The sequence below is a fragment of the Microbacterium sp. CCH5-D1 genome (assembly GCF_001557335.1).
Classification (GTDB): Bacteria; Actinomycetota; Actinomycetes; order Actinomycetales; family Microbacteriaceae; genus Microbacterium; species Microbacterium oxydans.
In genome coordinates this window covers 1-17,046 of the sequence record NZ_LSJW01000223.1, presented here as the reverse complement: position 1 = coordinate 17,046, position 17,046 = coordinate 1, and the positions used below count along the sequence as shown (strand labels likewise).

The 17,046-nt window shown below is 68.2% G+C and carries 14 protein-coding genes and 1 pseudogene; 8 read left to right on the top strand and 7 right to left on the bottom strand.

Annotated elements, in window-relative coordinates; translation table 11 throughout:
- Positions 1 to 1,087 (top strand): FAD-dependent oxidoreductase (locus tag AX744_RS13260; protein ID WP_061017377.1); only part of this gene is annotated, 1,087 nt, incomplete at its 5' end.
- Here AX744_RS13260 and AX744_RS13255 read toward each other — a convergent pair.
- The 3 genes from AX744_RS13255 to AX744_RS13245 all read right to left on the bottom strand — a co-directional run bounded on the left by AX744_RS13255 (position 1,056) and on the right by AX744_RS13245 (position 3,236).
- Entirely contained in the window at positions 1,056 to 1,895 is an 840-nt protein-coding gene (locus tag AX744_RS13255; RefSeq protein WP_058631650.1) for a nitroreductase family protein, read from the bottom strand. The genes AX744_RS13260 and AX744_RS13255 overlap by 32 nt on opposite strands.
- Positions 1,896 to 1,900: 5 nt before the next feature.
- Complete coding sequence (locus tag AX744_RS13250; protein ID WP_046746508.1) at positions 1,901 to 2,275, bottom strand: hypothetical protein; 375 nt, start codon at positions 2,273 to 2,275, stop codon at positions 1,901 to 1,903.
- A gap of 145 nt (positions 2,276 to 2,420) precedes the next feature.
- On the bottom strand, positions 2,421 to 3,236 hold the full coding sequence (locus AX744_RS13245; RefSeq protein WP_231728812.1) for a MerR family transcriptional regulator: 816 nt from the start codon (positions 3,234 to 3,236) through the stop codon (positions 2,421 to 2,423).
- A 229-nt stretch (positions 3,237 to 3,465) separates the two neighbouring features.
- Between AX744_RS13245 and AX744_RS13240 the strand changes: the two genes are divergently transcribed.
- Both AX744_RS13240 and AX744_RS13235 read left to right on the top strand, forming a co-directional pair.
- Entirely contained in the window at positions 3,466 to 4,305 is an 840-nt protein-coding gene (locus AX744_RS13240) for a DUF4097 family beta strand repeat-containing protein (protein WP_061017373.1), read from the top strand.
- Complete coding sequence (locus AX744_RS13235; protein WP_046746510.1) at positions 4,302 to 4,928, top strand: PadR family transcriptional regulator; 627 nt, start codon at positions 4,302 to 4,304, stop codon at positions 4,926 to 4,928. Before AX744_RS13240 ends, AX744_RS13235 begins: the two co-directional genes overlap by 4 nt.
- A 150-nt stretch (positions 4,929 to 5,078) precedes the next feature.
- Here AX744_RS13235 and AX744_RS13230 read toward each other — a convergent pair whose 3' ends face one another.
- Entirely contained in the window at positions 5,079 to 5,624 is a 546-nt protein-coding gene (locus AX744_RS13230; protein WP_046746511.1) for a universal stress protein, read from the bottom strand.
- 150 nt (positions 5,625 to 5,774) lie between these two features.
- Here AX744_RS13230 and AX744_RS13225 point away from each other — a divergent pair, with 150 nt between their 5' ends.
- The 5 genes from AX744_RS13225 (at position 5,775) to AX744_RS13205 (ending at position 10,357) form a co-directional block, all read left to right on the top strand.
- Positions 5,775 to 5,960 (top strand): DUF3073 domain-containing protein, encoded by a 186-nt coding sequence (locus AX744_RS13225; protein WP_029259537.1) that lies wholly within the window; start codon positions 5,775 to 5,777, stop codon positions 5,958 to 5,960.
- A gap of 80 nt (positions 5,961 to 6,040) precedes the next feature.
- A complete protein-coding gene (locus tag AX744_RS13220; RefSeq protein ID WP_061017371.1) occupies positions 6,041 to 6,862 on the top strand; it encodes an MOSC domain-containing protein in 822 nt (273 codons plus the stop codon).
- 196 nt (positions 6,863 to 7,058) lie between these two features.
- Entirely contained in the window at positions 7,059 to 8,372 is a 1,314-nt protein-coding gene (locus AX744_RS13215) for an ABC transporter substrate-binding protein (protein ID WP_061017369.1), read from the top strand.
- A 90-nt stretch (positions 8,373 to 8,462) separates the two neighbouring features.
- The gene (locus AX744_RS13210; protein ID WP_157543611.1) at positions 8,463 to 9,440 is read left to right on the top strand and encodes a carbohydrate ABC transporter permease; all 978 of its coding nucleotides are present in this window, start codon (positions 8,463 to 8,465) and stop codon (positions 9,438 to 9,440) included.
- The gene (locus AX744_RS13205; protein ID WP_061017367.1) at positions 9,437 to 10,357 is read left to right on the top strand and encodes a carbohydrate ABC transporter permease; all 921 of its coding nucleotides are present in this window, start codon (positions 9,437 to 9,439) and stop codon (positions 10,355 to 10,357) included. Before AX744_RS13210 ends, AX744_RS13205 begins: the two co-directional genes overlap by 4 nt.
- Positions 10,358 to 10,364: 7 nt before the next feature.
- Here AX744_RS13205 and AX744_RS21275 read toward each other — a convergent pair whose 3' ends face one another.
- The 3 genes and pseudogenes from AX744_RS21275 to AX744_RS13190 all read right to left on the bottom strand — a co-directional run.
- Entirely contained in the window at positions 10,365 to 10,646 is a 282-nt protein-coding gene (locus AX744_RS21275) for a type II toxin-antitoxin system VapC family toxin (protein WP_061017365.1), read from the bottom strand.
- Between the two features lie 149 nt (positions 10,647 to 10,795).
- On the bottom strand, positions 10,796 to 15,985 hold the full coding sequence (locus AX744_RS13195) for an endo-alpha-N-acetylgalactosaminidase family protein (RefSeq protein ID WP_061017364.1): 5,190 nt from the start codon (positions 15,983 to 15,985) through the stop codon (positions 10,796 to 10,798).
- Between the two features lie 265 nt (positions 15,986 to 16,250).
- Positions 16,251 to 17,046, bottom strand: a pseudogene (locus tag AX744_RS13190) (beta-galactosidase); the annotation flags it as partial.

Sequence of the window (17,046 nt, the reverse complement as noted above, 5' to 3'; positions counted from 1 at the left end):
GCTGTCGCCCACCGAGCTCCCGCCCACCCCGTTCCCCGTGGCGGCCGCAGTGGCGCTGGACGATCAGGTCGCCATCGATCCCGTCGCCGTCGCGGTGGCGCTGGCCGCGGAGCTGCTCGCCTCGGGCGGGACTCTGCACACAGGCGTCAGGGCGACGGGGACCAAGGCGTTCGCCGGACGCGTCGACACCGCACAGGGACCGCTCTTCGCCGAACACATCGTGCTCGCGACCGGCACGCCCATCACGGACCGCGGGCTCTACTTCGCCAAGGTGCGGGGGCTGCGGTCGTACTGCGTGTCGTTCCGGGTTCCCGGCGATGTGCCGGAGGGCACGTTCCTCTCGGTCGACGGACCCACCCGGTCGATCCGTCCCGTGACGGTGGCGGATGGCCCAGGCAGCGGAGCCCGGCTCGTGGTCGGAGGCAACGGCCATCCGGTCGGCCGGTCCGACAGCGAGGCGGCCGCAGTGGAGGACCTCGTCGCCTGGGCGCAGCTGCATTTCCCCGGTGCCGAGGAGACGCATCGGTGGTCGGCACAGGACTACGAGTCGCACGACCTCATCCCGTTCGTCGGGGCGATGCCCCGTGGCCTCGGCCGCATCCGCTTCGCGACCGGCTACGCCAAGTGGGGTCTGTCCAATGCGCCCGCCGCGGCCCAGCGCCTCACCTCCGAGATTCTCGGCACACCGCGGCGCGATCGCCCCACCTGGGTCACGACGATCGGCACGCGCCTGACGGTTCCCGCCGACCTCGGTCGCGGCGCCGTGGAGGGCGGAAAGGTCGCTGCCGCCCTCGCCTCCGGGTGGGTGGACGCGGAACGGCGCCGCACGCCGGTCCCTCAGCCCGCGGAGGGCGAAGGGGTGGTCGCGAATCGCGCGGGGCGTCCGGTCGCGGTCTCCACCGTCGACGGCGTGACCCGGGCGGTGGGCGCCGTGTGCACGCACCTCGGCGGAGTCCTCAGCTGGAACGACGCGGACTGCACCTGGGACTGCCCCCTGCACGCATCGCGCTTCGCCCCGGACGGGACGCGCATCGAGGGTCCGGCGCTCCGCGACCTCACCCCGCTGTCGTCGGCGGACCCGGAGTGACGTCGGCCGAAGGGGGCGGGCCGTCCCACCCCTGCTGCGGTGTGTCCCCGTTCTCGCGGAACACGTACTGCGACACGAGTTTGCGCTGGCTGCTCGACCAGTCGATCGCAGGACGACGCTGCTCCGGCGGCAGGTAGCCCAGCCGGTAGACGGCCATGAGCTCGAGGTCGTCGGGCACGCGCAGCAGCTCGACGATCTCGTCCCACCGCCCCGGCACCTCCATCGGGAACGAGATGAACTGGATGCCCATGCCGAGCTCGACTGTCGTGAGCCACACGTTCTCCATCGCCGCGCCCATGCTGAACACCGAGTAGAACGACGACAGCTGTCCCGGTCGGTACTCGCTGCGATCGAGCATGACGCCCAGCAGCAGTGGTGATCCCGCGACGAGCTTCCGGTTCTCGGCGCCGAGGGTCTTGGGCACTCCGAACGTGTTCATCAGCGTCTGGCCGCGCTTGGTGAACACCTGGCTCGTGAACGGTCGGAGCGCTGCGGGCAGCTTGTCGAACAGCATGCCGCTGCGCTTCTCCTCCATCTCGGCCTGACTGAAGCGGAAGTACGGCTTGTAGCGCTCGAAGAAGGTGCCGTTCGACATCGCCTCGGTCATGCTCTCGCCGGAGATGCGGGCGATCTGCTCGATCGTGTCCCGGCTCTCGATCACGACGAACCGCCAGGGCTGACTGTTCAGCTGCGACGGCGCACGCCCCGCCGCCTCGAGAAGGATGCGCTGATGCTCTTCGGAGACCGGGTCGGGCAGGAACGCGCCGTTCGTGGTCTTACGGCGGCGGATGGCGTCGAGCAGCTCCATGCGTTTCACTTCCGGTCGGCGGTGGACCGCGAGAGCAGCAGCCCCGCGATGATGAAGGGTGCGGCCGTGAGGGCGACCACCGGGTGCCGTCGACCGTGCGTGCCGAGATACGGGATCGCCGCAAGCGGCGCGGCGACGGGGAGCAACGCGAGTGCGGCGCGACGACTCTGTCCGCGCGGGCGGCCCCACAGTGCTGCGCTCAGCGCCAGACCGGTCGTGAGGCACGTGGCGATGTACAGCAGGTGGTGCAGCCACCGGAAGTTCCGTGTGTCGACGACCCGCGCCGCGACGGCCGTGCCGAGAGCGCAGTTCGCTCCGTACGCCGTTGCCGCGGCGACGAACAGCGGCGCCGCGTTCGTGCGCCGGGGTCCGTGAGCCATGCCCCGACCCTACGCCCGGGGCTGCTCTGCGATCGCCCCCTTGCGCCCCGCGCGCCCGTTCGGTACGGGCCCGACGCACTTCCGGTCGCGATATGACAGCCGAAACCGTGGCTGAGGCTGGCATATCGCGACCGGAGGGGGCGACTCAGAGGTTGCCGTCCGCGTAGATGCGAAGGGCGTCGCGGACGAACTCCGCGCCGTGCGTGCCGCCGGACGACGTCGCATAGTTCGCGCCGAAGCGCGGATCCGCGACGTACATCTCGCCGAGGCCGATCACGTACGCCTTGACGTCTCCTCCGGGCGCGGCCGCAGGAGTGCCGGGGATGCCCGTGAGCCACTCCACGTGGCGTCGCGCGATCTCCTGGGCTTCGCGGGAAGACGGATCGATGCCGCTCTCCGCCGCCGCGATCCAGTCGCGTCCGAGGTCGGACACGCGCTTCTGCCACTCGCCGCGTTCGGAGTCGGTCATACCGCGCCACCAGCTGTCGCCGTCGGCGTATGCCTTCTTCCCCCAGCGTTCCTCGACCTCGTCCTTGTACTTCGTATGGTCGAAACCGTCGAACATGTTCTCTGCCATGAGGTTCTCACCTCCTCTCAATGCCGTGATGGTGGATTCGACCGACGCGATCTGTCGCGCCAGCCTGGTCTGTTCGTCGCGCAGCAGCGCGAGATGGGTCTCGAGCGCCGAGGCCTCGACCGCCCCGGCGTCCGCGCTGGATGCCGATCCCAGCACCTCCGCGATCTGCGGCAGCCCGAGTCCGAGCTCCCGCAGCAGCAGGATGCGCTGTAGACGTACGAGGGCGTTCCCGTCGTAGTGCCGATAGCCGTTGGACGCGATGCGCGACGGCGGCAGCAGCCCGACCTCGTCGTAGTGCCGGAGCGTGCGACTCGTCGTACCCGCCAGCCGCGCGATCTCCTGGATAGACCAGTCGTCCTTCTCCATCGCCCCTCCGTTCTCCATCGCCCCTCCGTTCCTCGCTCAACACCCTCGACTCTGCCCAACACCTCGACTCTAGAAGTTGACGCAGCGTCAAGGTCAACCACGCTCCGGTCGCGATATGTCAGCTGAAAACGCGCGGCAGGGTGTCATATCGCGACGGGAGAGGTGAGTGCCCTTGACAAGAACGAGATATATCGTGTTATCGTGGCAACACACGATATATCGTGACCCCAACCCAGGAGAAGCAGACATGACCGAGAAGTGGCTCATCGCCCCCGGCGAGGAACGTGTCATCGACATCGAATCCGTCACCCGCCTCAAAGTGGGCCTCGTCGGCGGACAGGTCGACATCATCGCCCACGACGAACCGGGCATCCGCATCGAGGTGCACGGCGTCACCACCAAAGACTTGCGCATCGAGTCCCACGACGGCGAGGTCGAGATCGACCACCCGCAGCTGGGATGGGACAACTTCCTCGAGGTGTTCCGCAACTTCGGCTCGGGCGGCCCCCGCGCCGAGGTGAGCGTCGCCGTCCCCCGCGCGATCGCCCTGAACCTCGGTGTCGTCAGCGCCGGCGCCCTGGTGTCGGGACTCCGCAACGACGCCTGCCTCAACACGGTGTCCGGCGACATCATCGTCGACACCCTGATCGGCGACCTCACCGTGAACTCCGTCTCGGGCGATGTTCAGGTGCGCGGACTCACCGGCTCGATCAGCGCGAACAGCGTCTCGGGCGACGTGGCCGTCACGGGCGCCGTGCGCCGGGCCACGGTCGACATCGTCTCCGGCTCCACGCTGGTCGATGCCGCAGGAGACGTGAACACCATCACCGTCAACTCGGTCTCGGGCGGGACCACCGTGCGTCTGGACGAGTCTCTCGCCGCGAACTACGTGATCCGGTCGCTGAGCGGACGCCTGCTGATCGACGGCGTCGAGCGCAGCACCTCAGGCCCCAGCAACTACACCGGCACCACCGGGGAACTCGCGGGGCGCTTCGTCGACCTGCGCGCGAACTCCGTCTCCGGTGGAGTGACCGTGCTCCGCCGCTCCCCCGCTTCGATCGCCGACGACCCGGAGTGGGAAGCATGAGCCCCGCGGTCTTCTCCCACGGCGACCTGCGCCTGTATCTGCTGTCGCTCCTCGCCGAGGCGCCCCAGCACGGTTACGGCATCATCCAGTCGCTCACCGATCGCACCGGTGGCACCTACACGCCGAGCGCCGGCACCATCTACCCGCGACTCGCGAAGCTCGAGGAGGAGGGCCTGGTCTCCAAGACCGTCGACGGCCGAACCACCATCTACTCCATCACCGAAGCCGGTCGGGCCGAGCTCGCCTCGCGCGAGGGCGACCTCGCCGGCATCGAGGCGGGACTCACCGACTCCGTACGACTGATCGCGAGCGAGGTGCGGCAGAGCGTCAAGGATGCGATGAAGAGCCTCCGCGCAGATCTGGCAGCGGCGGAGAAGGATGAGCGGAGCGCGGCGAAGAACCGTCCACGCACGGCCACCGACGACTCCCGTCTCGTGAGCCGCGAGGAGATGCACCGTGCGGATGCCGTGATCAACGCCTTCCGGGCCAGGGTGCGCACCGACCTTCGCACCCACATCGCCAAAGGCGGCACGCTGTCCCCGTCGATCGTCACCGAGCTCGAGGAAGCCCTGGATACCGCAGCCCGCGGCGTGACGGTCGCACTGAGCGGCTCCGGTTCCTGAACAGCTCCGGGTCCTGAGCCTCCGGGACCCGAGTCCCCGATCAGACGGAACCCGCCCGACCACACGGAACCCGCCCGACCAGAAAGAAGGTGTCGGCATCCATCGCGGATGCCGACACCTTCTTTCTGGTTCTCTGTGCGGTCGGACGGACTACTTCTCCGGCCAGATCTCCTTCTGCTCGTCCGGCACCGACTCCCCGAGCGGCACCACGAGGACGGAGCGATGCTGACGATGGGCCAGACGAGCGGCGACCGACCCGGTGAAGAACTCCCTGATGGACTCGCCGATGCCGCGCTTGCGAGTGCCCACGACGATCAGCTGGGCGTCGAGCTTGTTCGCGAGCTGCTTGATCGCCAGAGCGGGGTCTCCCACCAGCTGCCGCGCCGTCCACGTGATGTCCGTGCCAGCGAGCATGCCCGCGGCCGCCGCCTCGACCGCCTCGAACTCCGCAGCACCGGCATCGAAGTTGATGTCGATCGGAGCCGAATGCACGTAGCCGTCCGGGTCCTCGTACGTGACGAATCGAGTGACGTCGACATGCGCGACCACCAGCGGCGCACCGAGCAACCGCGCATAGCGCACGGCCTCGTCGATGACGTGTCGGTCCTGGTCCACCTGCATGCCGACGATGACGGCTTTCTGCAGCGCCGCGTTCTGTGCGGCCTCGTCGGAGGGAGTGGAGGTGTCGTCGGTCATGAAGATCGTTCCCTTCAGCAGCCTGGCGTCAGCCAGAGGGGCTTACCCGCGTGCTATTCTGAATGCTACTCTTACCGGCTTTGATCCGGTGTCGTGAAAAATGCCGCGGGCCTCGAACCCCGCCGCTTAACTCGTGAGGGGGTCTCGCGCATGGGCCGTGGCCGTCAGAAGGCGAAGCACACAAAGATCGCCCGCGAACTCAAGGCGTACAGTCCGTCGGTGAACTACTCCGCGCTCGAGCGCGAGCTGGGTCATCCGACAGACGAAGACGCATATGTCGACAAGTGGGCAGATGACTACGCCGACGAAGATGAGGACGAACTAGAGAAGGCCTGACCGCCCCTCTGTTCGTGACACCCGCACGACGTGCGGGTGTTTCTTCGTGCTCCGGGGTCGGCAGCTGAGAGGATCTCCTCATGCCTCGCGTCGTCGCCCTCTACCGTCACCCGATCAAGGGCCTCACGCCCGAACGACGTGAGTCCCTGACGGTGCAGTCCGACGGCAGAGTCGGCGGCGATCGCGTGCTCGCGTTCCGGTTCGCAGACGCGACCGAGCCGGAGGACCGCGACGGTTTCGACTATTGGCCCAAAGCCAAGGGGCTCGCCCTCCAGGATTTCCCCGCGCTCGCCGCTCTGCGCACGAGTTACGACGACGGGAGCCGCCGCATCCGTATCGTTCACGCCGGTGCGACACTCGTCGACGCAGGCATCGACGAGGAGGGGCGCCGGGAGATCGCGGATGCCGTCGCCGACTTCGTCCTCGCCACCCCCGAGGGTCGCCGCCTCCGACGGCCGGGCCGCCTTCCGATCGTGCTCGTCGGCGACGGCGAGACGTCCCGCTTCCAGGACCGCTCGCGCGGCTACGTCTCGGTGCACAGCCGGGGCAGCATCCGCGCACTGGGCGAGGCGCTCGGGATGAGCATCGACGATCGGCGATTCCGTTCGAACATCGTGATCGATGACGCCGACCCGTGGAGCGAACTCGAGTGGACGGACGAAGTGCGCATCGGGGAGCTGTGCTTCCGCGCCGCCGGCCCCATCGTGCGCTGCCTGGCGACCCACGCGAACCCCGACGACGGCCGGCGGGACGCGAAGGTCCTCACCACCCTCACCGGAGCGTTCGGCCAACAGGAGCCGACCCTCGGACGGCTGCTTCTCCCCGGCTGGCCGGCCGCGGATGACGACGGCGCTCAGCACGGTGGCGTCGTCCACGTCGGCGACGAGCTCCTCGCCCGCTGAACGCCACGCTCGAACGGGCGGGTTGCTCGATGTCAGCGCTCCCTTTCCGCATCGCCTTTTAGGCCGAGAGGTCATCATCTCAGGCTTGTGAGCGCAAACATTTTCTGATTTGATGTGCATGTGATCGACGGCGCCACGACGCCAATCCCCCGCCCAGGGCGATCCGCAGGAACATGACCTCAAAGAGGAGAACAGCATGGCAATCACCCCTCGCTTCACCCGCACCGCCGCGATCGTCGCCGTCGGCGCGGTGTCGGCCTTCGGCCTCGCAGCCTGCTCATCCGGTGATTCCGGAGACGACGGCGCCGGCGGCGAACCCGTCACGATCGAGTACCTGCACCGTCTTCCCGATGGAGAGGGCATGACCCCGACGTCCGAGATCGTCGATCGCTGGAACGCCGAGCACCCCGACATCCAGGTCAAGGCGACGAAGTTCGACGGCAAGTCGAGTGACATGATCCTCAAGCTCGAGACCGACGTGAAGGCGGGCAACGGACCCTGCCTCGCGCAGACGGGATACTCCGAGGTGCCGCAGCTGTTCGTCAAGGGTCTGCTGCAGGACGTCGCGGACGAGGCCAAGAAGTACGAGGACGACTTCTCGGCCGGAGCCTTCAGCGGCATGAAGGTCGGCGACGCCATCGTCGGCCTCCCCCAGGACACCGGACCCCTCGTGTACTTCTACAACGAGGCCGAGTTCCAGGCGCTCGGGCTCTATGCCCCGAAGACGCTCGACGACCTGACGGCGGACTCCGCCACGGCAGCAGCTGCCGGCAAGTACGTCACGGCGTTCACCCCCGATGAGGCGCAGAACTGGCTCGCCGCCCAGTCGGCTGCGGCAGGCGACACCTGGTTCAGCACCGCCGGCGACGAGTGGAAGGTCGACGCCGAGGGTGCGGGCTCCGAGCGCGTCGCCGCGTTCTGGCAGGGCCTGCTCGACGGCAAGCAGACCCTCGCGACCGAGCGCTGGGGCGAAGGCTTCACGGCCGCCCTCAACGACGGCAGCCTCATCGGCCACGTCGGCGCGGCATGGGAGGCCGGATTCCTCCTCGACTCGCTCGACGGCACCCCGGCAGAAGGACAGTGGCGCGTCGCCCAGCTCCCCGACTTCGGTGCCGGCGCCATGAGCGGCCCCGACGGCGGTTCCGGTGTCTCGGTCATGAAGGGCTGCGAGCACCCCGCCGAGGCGATGGAGTTCAACGACTGGTTCAACACACAGGTCGACGACCTCGCGTCGCAGGGCCTCGTCGTGGCCGCGAAGGGCGACGTGGAGACCCCCGAGAAGATGCTGCGCCAGTTCGGCGGACAGGACGTGCTCGCCGAGCTCGGCACCGCCACCGAGAACCTCAACCCCGACTTCCCCTACGCGCCGGGCTTCTCGACGCTGTCGAAGATGAACGAGACCGCAGCGGCAGCCGTGGCCGGCACCGCGACGGTCGCCGACATCTTCACCACGGCGCAGGACACGGCAGTGGCCTCTCTGAAGGACCTCGGCCTCCCGGTCGCGGAGTGACCGGGCGAGAAGGCATCATCGGATGATCGACGGCGGAGTGCACGCGCAATCGTGCACTCCGCCGTCGTCTTGACACCGAGAGGCGACACCATGGTCACAGTGACCGAGACGCGGGGCGCGGCACCGGAAGCTCCGCCGCGCAGCCCCACGGATCCGACCCGCAGACGCCGGTTCGGAACCCGGAGGGAAGGCCTCACGGGCTGGCTGTTCATGACGCCGTTCGCGGTGCTGTTCGTACTGGTCTTCCTGGTCCCGATCATCGTGTCGATCCGGTCGTCGTTCTTCGCACAGGTTCCCGCGGGTGACGGACTCTATGGCGGCGGTGAGCTCGTCGACACGTTCGTCGGTCTGGAGAACTTCATCACCGCCGCGACCAACGGGGCGTTCTGGACCGGCATGGGTCGCGTGGTGCTCTATGCCGCGCTGCAGATCCCGGTGATGATCCTCGTCGCCCTCGGACTCGCCCTGCTGCTGGACTCGTTCATCGTGCGCCGTCCCACCCTCTTCCGGCTCTCCTTCTTCCTCCCCTACGCGGTTCCCGGCATCATCGCGGCGATGATGTGGCTGTACCTCTACACCCCGGAGGTCTCACCCTTCCTGCCGTTCCTCCCCGAGGGCACCGACTTCATGGCGCCGGGAACGATCCTGTTCTCGATGGCGAACATGACGACCTGGACCTACACGGGGTACAACATGCTCATCTTCCTGTCAGCACTGCAGGCCGTCCCCCGTGACCTGTACGAGGCCGCGCGCCTCGACGGCGCGTCCGGCTTCCAGATCTCGATGCGCATCAAGGTGCCGCTCGTGCGGGGAGCCGCGCTGCTCGCCGTGCTGCTGTCGATCATCGGCACCATCCAGCTGTTCAACGAGCCGGTCGTGCTGCAGGCCGCGAACTCGTGGATGGGCAAGGACTTCACGCCCATGATGCTCACCTACAACACGATGATGGGCGAGATCTCGCCGTCCGGCAGCGGCCCCGCATCGGCATACTCCCTGCTCATGGCTCTGATCGCGGGTGTGCTCGCGATCGTGTACGCGCTGCTGCAGCGCCGGAAGGGCGACGCATGACCACCACGCGCCTCATCACCACAGGAGCTTCCCCGCGCCGACGGCACCGCAGACCGCGCGACGTGGACGCCCCGCCACCCTCGATCGCCCCCACACCGGCCGCTCGGGCGTTCGGCATCGTCGCGCTCGTCGTGGCCACGCTGTACTTCCTCGTGCCCGTGTACTGGCTGATCGTCGCGTCGACAAAGAACAACACCGACCTCACGTCGACCTTCGGCTTCTGGTTCGCCGACTGGAACCTCGGCACGAACTACGACAGCCTCATGAACTGGACACAGGGGCTTTTCTGGCGGTGGGTCGGCAACTCGATGCTGTACTCCGTGAGCGCGGGCGTCATCGGCACCCTGTTCGCGGTGATGGCCGGTTACGCGATCGCGAAGTTCGCCTTCCCCGGCAAGCGCATCGCGGTGGGTGTCATCATGGCGGGGCTCCTGCTCCCGGTCGCACTGCTGACCGTTCCGCTGTACATCGAGTTCCAGGCGCTCGGACTCACCAACACCGTCTGGGCGATCATCATCCCGTCTGCGGTGTCGCCCTTCGGCGTCTTCCTCGGAATGGTCTACGCCCAGTCGTCGGTGCCGACCGAACTGCTGGAAGCCGCCCGCATCGACGGTGCCGGCGAGGCGCGCATCTTCTTCACGATCGTGATGCGGCTTCTGGGTCCGGCGATGGTGACGATCTTCCTGTTCATCTTCGTGGCCACGTGGAACAACTTCCTGCTGCCGCTCATGATGATCTCGAGTCAGGATCTGAAGCCCGTGACCCTCGGGCTCTACGGGATGGTGAGCTACTTCGCCCCAGACAAGGGAGCCGTCATGCTCGGCGCCCTGCTCGGAGTCATCCCGCTCGTGCTGTTGTTCTTCGCCCTGCAGAAGTACTGGCGCTCCGGCCTCGCCGCCGGCGCTGTGAAGGGCTGATCCCTGGTCACTCGGCTAGGACAGGCACCTCGACTGCGCAATGGCAGGAGGCTGCACGCGCGAGCCTTCGGTCATGCGTGATGAGCGGGCACCCGAACACACTCGCGAGCGCGACATAGGCGGCGTCGTAGGCCGTCATGTTGCGGCGGAGTGCCAGAATGCGCGGAATGAGCGGCAGCGTGGGGTGCAGTTCGACGCGTAGCCGTGTGAGGTCGGCGGCTGCGGTCTCGAGTGCGGCATCGGCCAGCGCACCTCCTCGATTCAGGCCGCGCAACACATCCTGCGACATCGCAACAGGCCAACGCGCTGCGCAGGGGCAGTGCTCCGAGGAATCGGGACAGCCCGATATCGACACCGGTCGTGCAGGAAGCCTTTCTCGAGTGCGCAGACGAACGGCCCGGAGGCGGGATGCCTCCGGGCCGTTCATGCGTCTGCTGGTCAGCTCAGGCGGCGCCTCCGCAGCCACAGGGTCAGGCCGAGGCCCATCGCGAGCAGGGCCGCGAGCGCCGCCCCGGACCAGATCGCGCCGTCGGCACCGGTCGTCGCGAGGTTTCCGCCGCTTCCACCGCTGCCTATCGCAGCCGTGACGGCGAGGTCGCCCCGAGCCAGCTCGACACCCTGAGCATCGGTCGCGACGAGCGCGTGCGCGCCAGCCGGTGTCGACGCCGGGATCGTGACGGTCGCGACCGCGTCGCCTTCTGTTGACACGGTCACCTCGCCGATCCGCACGGGCTCGGAGTGCAGCCACAGCTGCACCAGCGCATCGGCCTCGAAGCCGCGCAGCTGCACCGTCAGCGTCGCGCCGGCGGAGACAGAGCCGATGGAGGCCGTGACGGTCGCCTTCTTCCCCGGCTTCGCCTTCTTGACCTTCAACGGTGCGCTCGCGAGTTCGGCGCCTGCCGCATCCCGCACGATGACCCGGTGCTTCCCGACCTCGGTGTTCGTCGGGATCAGCAGCCGCGTCGTCAACGCACCCTCCGCATCGACCGTGGCCTCCGTCAGTCCGGAGCCGTCGAGCCAGACCGAGACCGTCGACCGCGGCGCGAAGCCCGTGAGCGCCATGCCCACCGTCTCGCCGGCGCGCACCGTGTCGCTGTCGAGCCCGAGCTTCGGGTCGATCACCGGGTTGCACGCACTCAGGTCATCCGCAGGACGGGTCGCCGGGGCGTGGCCGGCCCGCGGTGCAGAGGATCCGTAGACGGCCATCTCGGCGACTGCGGCGAACTGTGTTCCCGAGATCGAAGAGAGCGCCGTCACGCGGATGTAGCGAGCCGTGGTCTCCGCGAAGTCCACGTCCTGCCACTCGGCGACGTTCTTCCACTCCCCCGAGGCGACGGGTGTGTACGCCTGTCCGTCCGTCGACACCGCGACCTCGTATCCCTTGATGGGTCCGTTCTGGTTGGCACCGCGACGCAGGTACGAGATGCCGTCGACCTGCTCGGCAGCACCGAGGTCGAACGTCAGCACGTGCGGGTACGAGGTGGCCGCCGAACTCCACCGACTGTGCCAGAACGTGCCGGCGTTGCCGTCGAGCATGTTCGCGGCAGCGCCGTCTTCGCCCGAGGTCTCCTCCGAGCTCGCCGTCGCGGAGATCTGCGCGTTGGGGATGCGTGCCCGCGAGGACACCGACACCTCCTGGGTCGTGCTGACCGTACGCACATCACAGTCGGCGAGATACGTCGCCGCTATCCCGATGCCGACCGTCGTACCCGCCGCCTCTGCCGGCGCGGTGACCAGCCAGGTGGTCTCCACACTGTCGCCGGCCGCGACCTCGTCGAACAGGTTCGACGAACCGTCGGCGACCTCGACCACATAGCCCTCCGGAACCTCGAGCTGCACGCCGATGTTCTCCACGGCGATCGACTCGCTGTTGGTGAAGGTGGTCGTGAACGCGGTCTGTGCCCCGGGGCTCAGGACGCCCGCTTCGCCCGAGACGGTCGCGCAGGGCGTGCCGCCGGACGTGGGGCCGAGGTCGGTGACGGTGAAGTCGTCCAAGACGAAGTCCACGTCCGGTCCGCCCACGCGCTCGAGTCCCACCCAGGTGTAGTCGCCGCAGCCGACGATCACGTCCTGCGAGAACGGCGTCGTCTCCAACGCCTGCGTGATGCCGGTGCGACTGAGCGTGGTCGAGGTGACCTTGCCACCCGCCACCGCATCGGTGCCGGTGAGCCAGCGGTACGCCCCGCTCGCGCCGGCCTGATAGTCGAAGCCGATGCGGTACGAGTGCCCGGCCTGCAGCGGCACGAGCGTCGGATCCGTGCGGTAGACGACCCCGCTGTTCTCGGAGTGCGACATGAGCGAGTGGTCGCCGTTGAGCGTCGTGTCGACGGCCAGACCGGCGAGGGGCCCCGCATCGAACGGCTTGGCGGTGTTGCGCCACTCGCTGCTCGCGTACGGGTCATGCCGGCGCGAGATGCTGGTGCGCGGGTCGTCGATGCCGTTGGCGTCGCCCTTCACGAACGGTCCCCAACCCGCCTCGTTGCCCTCGAAGTCGTTCGAGTACACCTTGCCGGGTGCGAACGGGCCGGTGGTGTCGGCGGTGACGCGGGCATTGTCGATGCGCACCTTCGCGTCGCCGGCGACGGCACCGATCGAGACCCTCACCTCACCGGACGCCGGAGCGAGGAACGACGTCGAGCCGCGCTGGTAGTACTGGCCCGCCTTGGAGTCGGCGCGCATGTAGTTGTACGTCGGGGAGAGGTTCCACGTGCGCGTCACCGCCCCGGAGCCGGTGTCGACCGAGACGCTCACGTCACGGGTCGCGGTCGGATCGATCTGCACCTGAGCCGAGAACGCGTACCGCTGGCCGGGGGTGAGCCCGGTCACGGTCTGCGAGATCGACGAGGCAGCGGGGCCGAACACGGCGATGTTGTCGCCGCGGGACTCGTTCTTCGCACCGCCGAGGTCGGTGCGCTCGATCGTCACATCGCCCTGCGGGTTCCACACATCGAGCGAACCGGAGTTGAACCCCGGGTCGTCGAGACCGGCATCGCGGTACTCGACCGCCGCGCGCTGTGCGCCGCCCTGCGGCACCACGACGTAGGCCGCGCCCTTGTCACCACTGAGCGTCAGCTCACCGCCGTTCGCGGTGGCCGTACCGACCTTGACGCGGCCCTGGTCACCGAGTTCGAAGACATCGAAGGTGGTGTTGCCCCGGAACGCGTCCGTGAGACCGAAGGTCTTCTCGCCGCCGGATGCGGAGTAGAAATACATCTTGTCGGCATCGACGGGCGAGCCGGCGTCCTGGTTCGACGCCAGCGACTGCCACGGAAGCAGGTAGGAGTCGCCGCGCAGCACCGTCGCGCCGTCCATGGTGACGACCCTGGTGCTGCCATCCATCCGCACGGCCACACCATCGGTCAGAGTCGCCTCCGCACCGGCCTCGTAGGTCAACAGGTCGAAGTGCTGCAGGAACTTGGTCGGCAGGCTCTGCGTCCAGATGTTGTCGATGAAACCGTCCCAGTTGCGGTTGCCGACCCATCCCTCGGCGTCGACCAGACGCTGCTGGCCGAGCAGTGCGTCGTTGTTCCAGACGTCGGCCTGCCCGTTCTGGATGAAGCGCACCATCGTGGAGTTGATGCCCTTGTTGGTCACGCCCCCGTAGCTGAGGTCGTTCGGCCAGTGCGACCAGACCGTGCTGTCGACGAACTTGTCGCCCCACTCCGTCGCGACCTCGAGGTCCATGCCGTTCAGCTCGTCCGCGAGCTCCTCGGCGACCCACCCGTTGGAGTAGTACACGTCGATGTAGACGCCGCTGAGGCCGGGGACCTCGTCGCGCAGCTGCTGGAAGCGGTCGAGCACGCGCCCCGTGCCGAGGTCGGCCTGCTGGTTGATGTAGTACGACTGGTCGAGCCAGTTCCAGCCCGGCTTGTAGGGCGCCGCTCCGTCGATGATCGCGGAGTCGAACGCGTTCGCCTGCGGATACATCTCCGTGGCGTTGACGTGCACGCTCATGTCGGCGTTGAGCTTCGCCCCCTCGTCGACGAGGTTGTTCAGGTCGGTCAGCCCACCCGCGCGCTCGTTGTAGTTCCCGCCGTAGTCGGTGTTCGCGGAGTCATGGCCTTCGCTGCCGTAGCCCTTGTTGAGCACCCACTGTCCGAGGCCGTCGGTCTGGTTCGCGATGCGCTTGGTGTTGTCGAGGGTGAGGTCGAAGTAGTTCGTCGCGCTGGAGGCGAAGTTGAACGGGATCCTGCTGACGACGCGCTCTGCGACCCGGTCGGCGCCGAGACGCGGGGTGTCGACCTCGCGGTAGCGGATCGCCGCGTCCTGCCAGTCGACCGCCGCGTCACCGTTGCGGTCGGCGGCGAGGAGCACCGTGACCTTCGGCAGCGCGTAGGTGGTCACGCGGCTGTCGACGGCGGTGGTCGGGTGGATCAGCCAGGCGCTGGATCCGATCTCAGCGGTGCGTCCCGCCGTCTCGGTCACGCGCGTGGTCAGGCGCGTGTTCCAGGAGGCTGTGCCACCGGATGCCTGCGTCGTCGCGTTGGTAATGACACTGCCGACGAGCGCACCGTTGCCCAGGAAGGCGAAGGCCGCCCCCTTCTGGCCGGTGGCCGTCGAGGCGTTGACCGCGATGTGCTCGTCGGCGTTCTTCGTGCTGTCGGGGCTGATCACGGTGCGGTCGAGCGCTGCACCGGCATCCGCGGCGCTCACGGAGAGGAACGCGTTGTCCGGGAGTCCGAGCGTGGTCACGGTGGCCCCGCCTTCGACAGCGGTGACCTCGAACCCGACGGTCCCGTCCTTCGCGACGCGGATGCTGCTGCGCACGGTCACGTCGATGCCGGTGAGCGTCGACACGTAGTCGACCCCGGTCGCCGAGGATGTCGAGGTGGTCGTCGACGGATAGGTGGTGCCGTTCACCGACCAGGTCTTCGCGGAGCTGCGCTGGCCGGCGATGCTCTCCCCGCCCACCCGGTATCCGGTGATGCGGGGGAACTCGGTCGACACGATGGCTGTCGTACCGCCGGCGGCGATCTCGACGGTCTCGTCGGTGTCGGGCGTCTCCGGTTCGGTGACGATCGGAGGCAGCGGCTCGTCGGAGAGGACCTCGATCTCACCCGCGCCTCCCCCGGTGGTGCCCTGCGCGTCGATCACGAGCAACGCCACGTAGCGGCCGTCCTTGGCGGAGTCCAGGGTGATGCGCTGCTTCTCGTCGTTCGCCGTCGGTGCGTGCAGCGTCGCCGTTGCCGAGGCCGCTCCCCATCCGCCGGCGGCCGGAGAGTTGCGCGCGACATCCGCGTCATCGGTCACATAGACCTCCACCGTCTTGGCGGCGACGCCCTGACCCTTCTTGACCGAGTAGTCGAGGGCCTTCACCGAGAGCGAGCGCTGCAGGTCGACGACGATCCAGTGCGGGAACGGGGCGTTCGCGGAGTACCGCGATGTCCACTGCGTCGCGAAGTCGCCGTCGAACGCCCCCAGCGCGGTGCCGTCGAGCGACGGCGGCGCCGGATAGGGGTCCGACTCGCTCGAGACCGCGTGCAGGCGGTAGTCGGTCTTGGGCACCGGAACGAGGTCGGCGGCCTGCGCGGCCGTCGCCGGGGTGAGCACACCGCCGATTGCGAGCGCGGTCGCCAGCACGGAGCTGAGAGCGACGGCGGCGCGGGGCGGTCGGGAAGGTTTCGACACGTCTTGCCTCTCGATCGGAGCGACGTCGGGAGGAGGGACGCCCCGGTGCGCCGCAAGTGGTCATCGACGATCCACATCGATGTTTGCGCTATCACTGTAAGCGCACGTGGTCGCCTATATCAAGGCTTTTCGCTAGGCGAGCGCAAACATGCCTCGAAGTGCTGCGGCAGCGAAACCCATTCTCCGCGCCGAGACCCACCCTCACAGCCGCCTGAGACGATGGGTCTCGGCGCGGAGGATGGGTCTCGGAGCAGCAGCAGAGCGGTCAGGAGCCGATGAACTCCTCGGTCTCGCCGAAGGAGGGCTGCTCGCGGATCTCGACCGTCGCGCCGAGTCCGTCGGTGTCGAGCACCACGATCTCGTTGCGGCCCGTCCGCCACAGCGGCGCCGGTGCGTACAGCGTCTCCTGCGGTCCGACCTTCCAGTACCGGCCGAGGAGGAATCCGTTCAACCAGACCATGCCCTTCGAGCCGTCGGGAAAGGCGAGCCAGGCGTCGAGCGGTTCGGCGATATCGAACGAGGCCACGGCGACCCCGTCGGCGGCGGGGTCGGCGGAAGGGGAGGTCGCCGCAGGAGCGTCGTGCGGGATCAGTCGATGCGTCCACCCGTTGACCAGTCGGCGACCGATCATCACGCCACGCATGATGCCCTTGCCCTCGCCGGTGTAGGGGCCGTAGTTGATGCGCCCCAGGCTCTCGACGACGATGACGAGCCGGCCGACGCCACCTTCGCGCGGCAGGGGCAGAGACGTCTCGCCATCACGCTCGAGCACGCCGAGCCGAGCGCCGTCGAGGAACACCACTGCCCGGTCGCGCAGTCCGTCGACAGTGAGCGTCGCATCGGCGGGGAAGGACACGTCGGCCTCGTAGGCGACGAGCCCGTCTTCGGCGCCGAGCTCTTCGAAGGTGCGTGGTCGCGGCGAGACCTCGCCTGACGTGGGAAGCGAGGAGACCAGCTCGCTCAGGGAGGAGCGACGGTCGAGCGCTGCGGTCGCCGCACCCTGCCGCCGCGGCGCCGCGGGCACAGGCGGAAGAGCAGCTGCATGGAGGGGCGCGAACATC